Annotated in this window: 9 protein-coding genes and 3 pseudogenes; 6 read left to right on the top strand and 6 right to left on the bottom strand. The window is 66.8% G+C overall.

Annotated elements, in window-relative coordinates:
* Positions 1-106: 106 nt before the first annotated feature.
* Positions 107-373 carry a hypothetical protein gene (locus ABTZ58_RS39170; RefSeq protein WP_351367992.1) on the bottom strand — a complete coding sequence of 89 codons (267 nt, stop codon included), beginning with the start codon at positions 371-373 and terminating at the stop codon, positions 107-109.
* Between the two features lie 32 nt (positions 374-405).
* A pseudogene (locus tag ABTZ58_RS39165) lies at positions 406-1656 on the bottom strand (NF041680 family putative transposase); the annotation flags it as partial.
* Between the two features lie 779 nt (positions 1657-2435).
* On the opposite strand from ABTZ58_RS39165, the gene ABTZ58_RS39160 reads away from it, so the two are divergent.
* Together ABTZ58_RS39160 and ABTZ58_RS39155 are read left to right on the top strand one after the other, a co-directional pair.
* Complete coding sequence (locus ABTZ58_RS39160) at positions 2436-6320, top strand: GDSL-type esterase/lipase family protein (protein ID WP_351367989.1); 3885 nt, start codon at positions 2436-2438, stop codon at positions 6318-6320.
* 108 nt (positions 6321-6428) lie between these two features.
* A complete protein-coding gene (locus tag ABTZ58_RS39155) occupies positions 6429-6818 on the top strand; it encodes a hypothetical protein (protein ID WP_351367986.1) in 390 nt (129 codons plus the stop codon).
* 182 nt (positions 6819-7000) lie between these two features.
* On the opposite strand, the gene ABTZ58_RS39150 is transcribed toward ABTZ58_RS39155, so the two are convergent.
* On the bottom strand, positions 7001-7225 hold the full coding sequence (locus tag ABTZ58_RS39150) for a hypothetical protein (protein ID WP_351367995.1): 225 nt from the start codon (positions 7223-7225) through the stop codon (positions 7001-7003).
* 16 nt (positions 7226-7241) lie between these two features.
* A pseudogene (locus ABTZ58_RS39145) lies at positions 7242-7502 on the bottom strand (transposase family protein); the annotation flags it as partial.
* 117 nt (positions 7503-7619) lie between these two features.
* Here ABTZ58_RS39145 and ABTZ58_RS39140 point away from each other — a divergent pair.
* Positions 7620-7847 carry an ATP-binding protein gene (locus tag ABTZ58_RS39140; RefSeq protein WP_351367983.1) on the top strand — a complete coding sequence of 76 codons (228 nt, stop codon included), beginning with the start codon at positions 7620-7622 and terminating at the stop codon, positions 7845-7847.
* Here the strand turns inward: ABTZ58_RS39140 and ABTZ58_RS39135 are convergent.
* A complete protein-coding gene (locus ABTZ58_RS39135; RefSeq protein WP_351367980.1) occupies positions 7844-8104 on the bottom strand; it encodes a hypothetical protein in 261 nt (86 codons plus the stop codon). The two genes, ABTZ58_RS39140 and ABTZ58_RS39135, sit on opposite strands and share 4 nt — an antisense overlap.
* Before the next feature lie 443 nt (positions 8105-8547).
* On the opposite strand from ABTZ58_RS39135, the gene ABTZ58_RS39130 reads away from it, so the two are divergent.
* Entirely contained in the window at positions 8548-9039 is a 492-nt protein-coding gene (locus ABTZ58_RS39130; protein ID WP_351367977.1) for a hypothetical protein, read from the top strand.
* Between the two features lie 363 nt (positions 9040-9402).
* A complete protein-coding gene (locus ABTZ58_RS39125) occupies positions 9403-9672 on the top strand; it encodes a hypothetical protein (protein ID WP_351367974.1) in 270 nt (89 codons plus the stop codon).
* 38 nt (positions 9673-9710) lie between these two features.
* On the opposite strand, the gene ABTZ58_RS39120 is transcribed toward ABTZ58_RS39125, so the two are convergent.
* A complete protein-coding gene (locus ABTZ58_RS39120; protein ID WP_351367971.1) occupies positions 9711-10124 on the bottom strand; it encodes a hypothetical protein in 414 nt (137 codons plus the stop codon).
* 71 nt (positions 10125-10195) lie between these two features.
* Between ABTZ58_RS39120 and ABTZ58_RS39115 the strand changes: the two are divergent.
* Positions 10196-10989 (top strand): annotated as a pseudogene (locus ABTZ58_RS39115) (transposase).
* Positions 10990-11136 lie beyond the last annotated feature (147 nt).

Below are 11136 nucleotides of genomic sequence, written 5' to 3'. Positions count from 1 at the left end.
AACGGTGTACAGGCGTCCGATCACCCGGCTCACTCTGCCACTGGCCCGCGAGCGGGCCAGTGGCAGGGGCCCAGCCCGAGGTTAAAGAACAAGCTCAGCTTGGCGTTTAACCTCGGCGCTCGATGAGACGGGCGAGTGATTCTGTGGGCCAGCAGAGCCACTGCAGGAGTGGGTCGGTGACCACGAAGTAGTGGGCGCTGACCCAACCTCGCTTCTTGTCCAGGATCTGCGGGGCCTCATCGCGGTAGACGTAGCGGAGATAGCGGCGGCGGATCGGTGCTCCTGCTATCAGCAGTACTGGCGAGGCGACAAGGATAGCCAGCGGGATCAGGGTTTTCACGGCCGTGATCTTGGCTCTCTCCTCATAGCGCATGCGCTCAGTGTGCTGGTCCTCTGTGTCGCTCGTCAGCCTGTTCTGCGGGGTTTGGTGCCGGCCTTGTGGTGGGTGGACGGCTGTATGCCTCGTCGGTGGCGAGGACGCGTCCCACGTCATGACGGATAGCCGGATAGCGGTTCTTCGAGCCGAGCGGTCGGCCGGGGCCGGGACGAGAGGGTTTCGGTGCACCGGTCGGCGAGCCGGTCTTTGTATAGAGGTTTCTGAACCCTCTGCGGACGCGGGCGGGCGTGAGCCTGTTCGGCGGAGCCGGTCTCTCCCAGGGACGTCGGAGGTCGATAGCCAGCGGACGGGCGAGCCGGAGCTGGGCATAGGCGGCGATCACCAGCCAGGTCCACCGGTCGGCCGCCTCCGAGCTGCGAAGCCGGGGCCTGGTCCAGCCGAGGGTCTGCTTGAACAGGCGAAACGTGTGCTCGATGTCGAAGCGACGGAGGAAGGACTGCCAGCAGCGGTCGACGTCTGCCTCAGCGGGGCCGGTGCCCGACCACCACAGCCACACCGGCTTGTTGACCCCGCCGCTGGGGAGCTTCTCCACGACCAGGCGGATGACGGTGCCTTCGATGACGGGCAGCGGTCCGTCATGGTCGAGCCATGCAGCCCGTTGGGTCAGTCTCGGGTGCAGCCGGTCCCACGCCTGCGCGGTCGCCTTCCCGTAGAGCCGGGTGTCCGTGACCGTCACGGCCTGCTCGGCGCCCCAGGTTGCGCTGTCAGACGAACTCGCTGCCGTGCTTGGGCGGCCGGCCACCCTTGGGGTTGGCCAGGAAGAACTCTTCGCGGGAGGGTGCTGGCCTTCGCATCACCCGGTCTGAACGGAGCCGGCCGAGGATCTCGACGGGCAACCCGGCCAGCAGGTAGGCGATGCGTGGAGCGTCGTATCCGGCGTCCAGCACGACCAGGACATGCGGGTCACCCGGCCGCCACTGACCGGCAGCCACCAGCCGCTCGACAACCTCGCGGATCTGCACGGTGGTCACCGCGGCGACGTCGGCGCCGGTGCTCCAGGCGGACCGCGTCCAGCACCGCCGTCCAGGACGTACGGCCGGTCTCCAGCGCGGCCACCACCGAGTACGGCCAGCCGGGCATCATCTGATGCTTGCCCTCGCCCCGGCCGAATGTGTGGCAAAAGGCCCGGTCAGCACACCCGGCCGCAGCCACGGCGAAACATCCACCGCCAGCACCAGCCGACCGTCCGCCGCCCTCGGCAACGGCACCCGGGCCAGGGCCCGGCGCAACCGGGCGACGTCGATCCGGCCCTGGTTAAGTGGGAAATCCAGCCGACGTACTGAACCGCCTCCTCCGGTCCGTCCCGTTCCGCCTCCCAGGGAAACCACTGATCAGGAGGTGGGGCACGGTCTGACCAGACGCTTCGTCAGAATGACCTCGTTCTTGCCATGTCCCCGACCGGACCTTATTTAGCCGGTGTTACGTGCCTACAGTGACCATGCACTCCGGTGACCTGGTCTGACCACCCGGGTCTCCGTGTGCCGCCCGGGGGAGCGAGTGTTGCTGACCAGCACCACATACGACCGCGTTCCTCCCACGCGTCGAAAGGGGGGAAGACGGACATGTCGTACCTGCAGCGAAGGCCAGTGCTGCGGCCTGAGCCATTGGGGCCATCGAGCCGGCCGCACATCACATTGAGCCGATGCGGTTCCGTGTAGCCGGGGCATGAGGACCCGGTCAGTCCGGTCTCCCACAACAGGGCGTGAGCTACGCGCGTCGCAGCTCGATCGATGACTCCCAGTCCCTAGCGCAACGCTGCCGGACCAGTCCCTTCACCTCATCACCAATAACCGTGAACGCGGGGCGCATCGCGCCCTGCCGCGTGCCCGAACCAGGCACGTACACCCCGCACTTCTCACCCAAGGAGACCAGCGCTTTGAGACGTGTCAGCAGACACACGTACGCGCGTGTTCCCATAAGCTGCGCCATCGCCACGGCGGTAGCGTTCGGAACCGCGACCCAGGCGCAATCCGCCCCCCAGGAACCGACGCCGCCCTCGAACGCCGCCGAAGGATGGTCCGACCCCGCCGCGCCCCGTGTGAAGGCGGACCAGGACGGCAACAAGGATCGCGTTCCCGCCAAGAAGCGCAGCAAGGTGCTCGGCAGCGGCTACACCGAGTCCTCCGACACTGCGTGGACCACCATCGGTGACGCCACCGGTTTCCACTTCCTGACCGCCGACGAGGCCGACGGCTACCGCTGGAAGACCGCGGCGACCCTCGTCGAACCCGGGTTCTCCGACACCGACACCTGGATCGGCAACGCCTGTGTCACCGCCTCCGGCGGCCACGCCCTGGTCGCCTACGCGCCGCGCACCTTCACCAACAAGCCCAACCTCATGGCCCGGGGCGCGTTCACGGCCACCGTGGATCTGAACTCGGGCGAGGTCACGAAGCTGCCGTTCCAGGCGAGCCTCGCCTACTTCTCGCCCGGCTGCGGCGACGGCGAGCAGGCGGTTCTGTCGCAGTTCACCGACGAGAACACGTCGGACAGGAGCGAGACCCGTCTGATCACCGTCGATGCCCGTACGGGCAAGACGAAGAAGAAGACCATGGTGAAGGGCCAGGTCACCTCCGCGGTCCCGACCCGCAACGGCATCGTCGCCGCGCAGGGCAACGCCATCGTCCGGATCACCGCGAGCGGGAAGTCCGAGCTGGTCACACGCACGGACAACACGCCCTTCAGTCTGTCCGTCACTAAGGACGGCGGCATCGCCTTCCTGGACCGCACGCACGACGCGCGGGCCGCGAAGAGGGTGCTGGCCCGGGCCGCCGCCGCGAAGCCCGTCGAGGCCGCGTCCGCCGGCAACACCTCCGAGGTCAAGTACCTGACCGGCGGACAGCTCAAAGGCAAGGCCGTCGAAGCCCGAACGGTCGCCGAGGGCCACCTGACCGGCATGGACCTCGCCCGTGCCGCCGACGGGACCACGATCGTCACCGGCACGGCGAAGAACGTCGGCACCCTGCCCAAGGACGTGCGGAACCCGGGCGGGATCGACAAGGACGCCACCGCCTCGACCAAGGCCCGTGCCGTCGTGAACTCCAGGTGGGCCGACGGCAAGGACACCCGTGTCCGCCCCTCCGAGTACGAGACGGCGCGCACGGCCCGCATCGAGATGAACCACCTGCCCACCGGTAGCAAGCCGGTGTTCGAGGCCAACCCGGCCGCGTCTCCGGTCAATCCGGACCCGGCTGAGGGCGAAGGCCGCTCCCCTGCCCTTGGCACCGCTCCCTCCGGAGGCGGTGGCACCGTCGGCGGCAGCAAGGTGTCCCCCCTGCTGAACATCGCCGAGCCGGAGTCCGAGCGCACCTGCGCCGTGGAACGGGGCAACCCGCAGAAGCAGGCCTTCCAGCCGAAGCCGCGTCAGATCGAGTGGGCTGTCAACCGGGCCATCGAAGGCACGATGGACAAGCACGTGGCCCGGGCCGCCAACTGGAAGAACATGGGCATGGGCGCCTACTCGCCGCAGGCCCTGATCGGCGGTCTCACCCCGCTGTCCGGCGGCGGGCGCATCCCCGCCCAGGTGTTCCTCGGCATCACCGCCCAGGAGTCCAACATGTGGCAGGCCACCCGCTTCGCCGCACCGGGCACCACCGCCAACAGCCTCATCGGCAACTACTACGGCCTCGTCCACGACGAGCACGGCCAGGTCAACGACCCCTGGGCCATCAACTGGCCCGCCGCGGACTGCGGTTACGGCATCACGCAGGTCACCGACGGCATGCGCCTGCCCGGCAAGCCGTACCAGGACGGCAAGGTCAGGCCGTCCAAGCCTCGCGCCTACCAGGAGGCCGTCGCGCTGGACTACACCGCGAACGTCGCGGCCGGCGTGAACATCCTCGCCGAGAAGTGGAACCAGACCCGCAGCGCCGGCCTCACCGTGAACAACGGTGACCCGAAGGGCATCGAGAACTGGTTCTTCGCCCTGTGGGCCTACAACTCCGGGTTCTACCTCCAGTCGGCCGCGGGTGAGAACGGCGGCAAGTGGGGCGTCGGCTGGGCCAACAACCCGGCCAACCCCACCTACAAGCCGAACCGGACCCCGTTCCTGGAGAACGAGAGCGGCGGCGACGACTACTCCCACGCCGCCAAGCCGCAGTTCTGGCCGTACCCGGAGAAGGTCATCGGCTGGGCCGCACGCCCGCTGGAGGCCCTGGAGTCGCCGGGCACCCTCGTCCACGGTTTCCGGCCGGCTTGGTGGACCGAGCCCATGTTCCGCACCCTGGCCAAGCCGCCGGTCGCACTGTTCTGTGACGGCTCCAACGAGTGCGACCCGAACAAGATCAAGGAAGGCGCGTCGAACGACTCGCCCGCGTCGGGTCCCTGCCAGCGTACGGACTTCCGGTGCTGGTGGAACAAGAAGGTGGAGTGGAAGAACTGCGGAGCCGGTGCCTGCGGCAACGAGATCTTCCGCTTCAACAACACCTACCCGGAGGAGGCGGACGGCAACTCCCACCCGCCCCGGTGCGAGTCCGGAATCCCGGGCACCACGTACATCGTCGACAACGTGAACTCCGGTCAGCGGATCGCGGGCAAGGACGGCAGACGTTGCTTCGACACCGGCACGTCGGCCGGCTCGTTCAAGTTCGACTTCGCCACGCCCTCGGCCAAGATGGACACCCACCAGCTCGGTGTGGGGTACGGCAACCACGTCTGGTTCTCCACCACCCGTAAGGGCAGTTCTCCGGGGACGGATCAGCGGCTGCAGGCCACCGGCACTTGGACCGGCCCCAGCGCCGTCAAGGGCTGGACCCGGGTCCTGGTCCACATGCCGAACGTGGCCGCACGGTCCCAGCAGGCGACGTACTCGGTGTCGGGCACCGACTCCAAGTCTCCTCAGCGTGTCGCCCCGCAGCGCATCCGCAGCAACGAGTGGCGCTCGCTCGGCGTCTTCAACTTCACCGGAACCCCGTCGGTGGCCCTGTCCAACATCACCGAAGAGGCTCCCGGCGTCGACATCGCCTGGGACGCCGTCGCCTTCCAGACGCTCGGTGCCAACCCGACGCACGTGGTCGGCATGGGCGACTCCTTCGCCTCCGGCGAGGGCGCCGACAACGAGGGCGGCAAGGACTACTTCCGGGAGACGGACTACAAGGAGGACCTCGGCAACAGCGAGGTCGTCAACAAGTGCCACCGCTCCAAGCAGGCCTGGATCCGGCAGGCGACCCTGCCCGGCAGGACCCAGTCCATCGGCGCGATCTCCGACGCTCACGGCAACGTCGACCTGAGCTTCATCGCCTGCTCGGGCGCCCGCACCTACAACGTCTGGGCGGGCGGCAAGGGGCAGCAGAACTCGCTGCCGCAGATGGACCTCGGTTACCTCGACCAGAACACGGACATCGTGACCATCGCCATCGGCGGTAACGACTCCCTGTTCACGGACGTGTTCATGGAATGCGTCCTCATGGCCGGACCGATGCTCTGTCAGAATACCGAGATCGAGACGCGGAATCCGGACACGGGCGACACGACCGGCGAGAAGAGCGGCCCGCTCAAGGACTTCATGCCCGGCTGGATCACCAATGAGGTCAAGCCGCGGATCGTCAAGGTGCTCAGCCAGATCAAGGAACGCGCGCCGCAGGCCAAGATCTACCTCGTGGGCTACCCACCGCTCCTGTCCGGGAACGGTCAGTGCATTCCGGGTATCGGAACCGAAGAGGCGCCCTGGCTGAACGACGAGGTCGCTCCGGAGCTGAGCCAGGAGATGAAGGCCGCCGCGGCGTCGGTCGGAGCCACCTTCGTCGACCCCGCGCCGGACTTCCAGGGCAAGGCGATCTGCGGTGACCCCGAATCGATCCACGGTATCGTCACCTCCGGCCGGTCCGAGGCGGACAACGACGCGCCCCAGCCGTCGATGAAGTCGTTCCACCCGAAAATCTCCGGTGCTCGGCTCTACGCCAACGCCCTGGAACGCGCCCTGTAGTAGCTGAAGGACATACGCCACCCTGTGGTCACCGTCCGCACACAGCCGGTGGGCCCCAATGCATCCGCGTTGGGGCCCACCGGCCTGCGATGATCAAGGATTCCCGCCATGCAGTACATACGACATGCCAAAGGCGCCCTCACCGTCACCGCCTCCACCGCTGCCTGCCACACCCTGATGTCCGCCGGCTACACCTGGGCCCGCGATGGTAGAGCCACAGACGAGCACACGATGTTCTCCGGCGCCTTCGAGTTCCTGCTCACCACAGCCGCTTCCTGGGCTCTCATGCCCCTCCTGCTGTGGGCCGGCATGCGGGTAATGGGCGAGACCGGCAACTCCGTGCTCGTGCTCGTCGGTGGGCTGGTCTGGGCGGGGCTCTCCGGGTACTACATCGATGACATCGACTTCGCGGGCGGGCACATACCGATCCTGGCCGTCGCCGCATACGTCCTTCTCGGGACGGTGCTGGCCGGGGTCGGTCCGGGCCGCCGCAAGTGAGGCCCGGGCCGTGTCCGCCGCCGCGGGAGATCATCCGCGGGACAGCCCTCAGGCGTCTCCCTCCCGCGATCACCTCCGTCCTGCGAACTCCCACGCCCGCACCTCGATGTCCGCGTACCGCCCCTCCGTCAGAACCCAATCGCTGGCCGAGTACGTCGGGCGGGCCGATGCCCAGGGCTTGATCAAGTTCCTGGAGCGTCCGGGTCGCCGGTGATGCCGAGGATTCGGAGTGCGTGTTCGGGTTGGTGGTGGATGACTCGGGTGGTCTTGGCGATGTTGTCGGCTCCGAGGATCTTCAGCGCGCCGATGGCGAGGTCGCGGAAGGCGGCCATGGCGCGGGGCGCGGTGCCGGTGTGGACGGTGGAGGCGTCCTCGGTGAAGGGCGGCAACCGTTCGGTGGAGGACACCGGATCGTGTGATGTCGACGGCCGCCAAGAGCCCGCTGGAGGCGTGCACACCCCATTCAGCCAGCTCATCGATGCTCCTCGCACCCGAGATGACCGCACAGGCACAGATCAGCAAGATCGCCGTCAGGGAGTACCACCGGCCTCGCCGCGAGCGCGGATCGGGCACCGAACCGAAGTAGGGACGCAGGTCAGCGCCCCGGTCCGCGTCCAGCGGACCCAGCTTCAGCAGGACGGCGGAGATAGGGGAAGATACTGCGGCAGGCACGGGCCACCTCATGATCAACGGGCTTAAGACACCACGATGATCACGAAGCCCGTGCCTGCTCTGCTATCCGCCCCAACCGGTCCTACCCGACCAACCGCATGCCTCTGGAACTTGCATTAGCCCTGGCCGATGCCCCCTCGATGGCCTACCTCCACTTCCTCGACTTGGTCCGGGAAGAAGAACTCGCCGCGTGAAGTGCGCCGCTTCAGCCATGCCCTGCGGCTGTCCTGGCTGCCGCACTACAAGACGATCGAGGTGTACGACTTCTCCTACCAGCCCAAACACGCCCCCAGGAAAGTCAAAGACTTGGCCACGGCCAGGGCCGAGGTTGCTCCTGCTGGGCCCGACCGGAATTAGGGATGGGCCTTCTTGGTCTCAACCAGCCACGACATGTTCGCCTTGACCGAGTACAGGGCGTCGAAGGTGACGACGGTGCCGGCCAAGTCCAGTAGTGCCTGCAGCGGTCGGAAGTGTGTCGTTTCACTCGTCTTCGCGCCAACCTCCACCTGGGCGAGGGTCACGACGGTGCCGTGGGTGAATGCGGAGAGCAAATGCCGGCGCGTCGCGGCGAGCCGGGCTGATCCCTTGAGTGCTTTGCCGTCGACAGCGATCACGTGCGGCCGCCCGGACGCCGAGGGGCGGCGGCGCCTGGACGGGCTCGGTGGGGGCGCGGTGCCGAGGGCTCAGCGGAATCAAGCCACCCTAAGGCGCTCGCTAGCCAGTCGTCGCCTTCTCGATCTTCAGTTCGAGGTCAGGCGATCCCCTGCGTCACTTCACTCATCGCAATAAAGGCGGGCTTTGGCCTGTCTGGCGAGAATCCCTCCACCCCATAAAGGTGCGACTCGGGCATTTTTTACGTAGCGCAAGCCGCGTGAGGGACTTCTCATGTCCAGTATCCGCTCAAGCGGACCACCTGCCACGGGGCAGGCTTGATCAAAGCTGACTTAGGTGTGTAGGAAGAGCAGGCTGCAAGAGCAGCCCGCAGATGACTTCAGTGGGGGGTATTTTCATGCATAGAGTGCCGGGTTCGTTACGGCGGACGACCACCGCATCCCTGATGGCTGTGGCACTCCTGGCCGCTAGCCCTTTCATGGCCACGTCGCACGCGGCGAGCGACATCAACATCGGGCCTGGCGTCGACGCAAAGTCTGCTGCCTTCGTTAAGGCTCATCCCAAAGAGATGGCAATCATGGCCAACCTCTGCGGGGCGGAGTACGACACGATCACCCTTGCTCTGCGCCTGCCCACCGACGCAAGCCGCCTGGGTACCCTGTGGGTCTACGGCGGCAACGGCGCTGGCAGCGACCAGAACACTTGCTCTGTGTTCGACAACAACACGGCAACTTCCAAGTGGATGAAGCTGCAACTCTGCGACAACTACACGGATACCCCGTGCGATGTCGACCAGGGCACCTTCAGCCAGTACGCCGGCCCCGTATGGCAGAAGCCTGGAGGCTGTGGCACGGTGACGGCCCTGATGAAGACGTCATCGAGCTCCTCGACTTATCTCATCAACCGAGTCGCCGACAATGTCACCAACTGCAACTGACGCACACATGTCTGCCCGTAAAGGACGTTGAGAATGCGACACAGTCACGTGATCACGATGGTGGGCGCGGCAGGGTCGCTGGCGGTGCTCACAGCGTGTGGCGGCTCAAGCGACGCACGCTCCAAAGACGAAGGGCAGGTGCCTCGGCAAGCGGCTTCTGCAACCCCCGTCCAGGTACCAGACTCTGTTTCAGTCCCGCCAAGGGCCTCCGTCGGCCCTGGGGGAGAGGATGCTGCGGCGCAGGAGGACGAGGCCCGCAAGCGGGCTGCTGCCGCACCCAGTGGCGTGCCGGTTTCGGGTGAACCCTATGATCCCGCGAAGCCGGATTTCGAGAATCCTCTGGTCTCCCGCGGTGACATCACCGTGTACCGCACCATCCAAACCCGCACGGGTCTAACCGTGCCCGTCACCATCACCAACACCGGTCGCGACCGCGCAGCCTATACGGCGGAGGTGAAAATCACCGGCCCGCAAGGCTTTGAGGCCGTTCTGCACGTCGGAACGAACGGCGCTCCTCTCTACCCCGGGACCAGCAGGCCCACTGAGCTGACCGCCACAGACCCTGGCAAGCCGGTACCCTCCGATCCCACCATCACCGTCACCCGCGTCACCCGCACACCGGACGAAGGGTGACGGCCTAAGAGTGGTCCCGTAACCCACGAGGCTGAGGGTCATGCTGCGTCAGGGTCGGTGCCGATGGCACCGACCGAGCGAAGCGAACGCCCGAGGTCTCTGGTGAGGATGCGGGGGTGTCGCCGCCACCACCACAGGTCGGGGCCAGGCAGCATGTGGAACTGGTTGAGTGCTTGGCCGTCGTCGTCGACGGTCGCGGCCTTGTACCGGTCGTCCAGAGCTTTGATCTGCGGGGTCCAGAGTTGGACGATGTGTTCGTCCAGCAGGAGCCACGCCTCGTGCAGCCAGTTTCGGCAGTATAGGTCGTTGGTGTACTCGTAGATGTCGTCGCCGTAGCCGCGCTCGATAACCCGCACCAGGGCGGCCCACGCGTTCACCCTTTCAGCGACAGTGAATGCCGTGCGCCAGCCGCGCTGGTGCAACAGTTCTCCCACCTCGGTTTCAGAAGCCACGGGCGTGAGGCTCTCACGCCGAATCCGTCCCAGCGACCGATTACGTTCCGCCAAAGGCTGCGTCCCAGACCATGATCAAGGTGAGACGATCTCGCCGTGGCTGGTGTGATCACGGCGTCGGAACCCTCCTGGATAGCCCCGTTCACCGGGCTGAGCCCGCGACAGTTCGGGAAGCTCGTGACCGCGTTGCGGCGGGAGGGCGCCGACCCGGTGCGCAAAGGTCGCCCTGGGGCCTGCCGCTGGAGGACAGGGTCTTGCTGGTGGCCGCGTACTGGCGGACGAACCGCACCCTGCGGCAGCTCGCCCCGCTGTTCGGGGTCTCCAAGTGCGCCGCGGACCGGATCATCGACCACCTCGGGCCATCGCTCACCCTGCAGCCTCGCAAGAGGTTCCGGAAGGACACCGTGCTGATCGTCGACGGCACCCTGGTCCCCACCCGTGACCACACGATCGCCGAGCAGTCAAAGAACTACAGGTACTCCACCAACCACCAGGTCGTCATCGACGCCGACACCCGCCTGGTCGTCGCCGTCGGCCGGCCGGTCCCGGGAAACCGCAACGACTGCAAGGCATGGGAGCTGTCCGGAGCGAAGGATGCCATCGGCGGACCACCGTGATCGCTGACGGCGGCTACCGGGGCACTGGCCTGATCATCCCTCACCGCCGTGACCCCGGCCAGGCCGAACTCCCGGCCTGGAAAGAGGAACACAACGCCTCGCACCGCAAGGTCAGGGCCCGCGTCGAGCACGCCTTCGCCCGGATGAAGAGCTGGAAGATCCGCCGCGACTGCCGCTTGAAAGGCGACGGCGTCCACCACGCCATGCTCGGCATCGCCCGCCTGCACAACCTCACCGTCACCGGCTGAACCGAGAGCAGGCAAGTCAGCAAGCACGACCGTGATCAATTACGGGACAGCGCTTACGAGCTCGTGCATGGTTGGCGTAGGCACGTCGAGGGCCGCTGCTTGCCTTCCGGTTCACATTCGCGGATCACCGGAGAGCGTGGCGGTCTG

It is taken from the genome of Streptomyces sp. NPDC094143, from assembly GCF_040303825.1.
In the GTDB taxonomy this organism is placed as follows: Bacteria; Actinomycetota; Actinomycetes; order Streptomycetales; family Streptomycetaceae; genus Streptomyces.
Note: the sequence above shows the minus strand (reverse complement) of the source record. Positions and strands in the feature narration are given on the sequence as shown.

Bases quoted from the DNA above. Each gene is read 5' to 3' on its own strand.
- ABTZ58_RS39130 (WP_351367977.1), top strand. From the start codon at position 8,548: ATGGCTGTGGCACTCCTGGCCGCTAGCCCTTTCATGGCCACGTCGCAC.
- ABTZ58_RS39170 (WP_351367992.1), bottom strand. From the start codon at position 373: ATGCGCTATGAGGAGAGAGCCAAGATCACGGCCGTGAAAACCCTGATC.
- ABTZ58_RS39140 (WP_351367983.1), top strand. From the start codon at position 7,620: ATGCCCCCTCGATGGCCTACCTCCACTTCCTCGACTTGGTCCGGGAAG.
- ABTZ58_RS39155 (WP_351367986.1), top strand. From the start codon at position 6,429: ATGCAGTACATACGACATGCCAAAGGCGCCCTCACCGTCACCGCCTCC.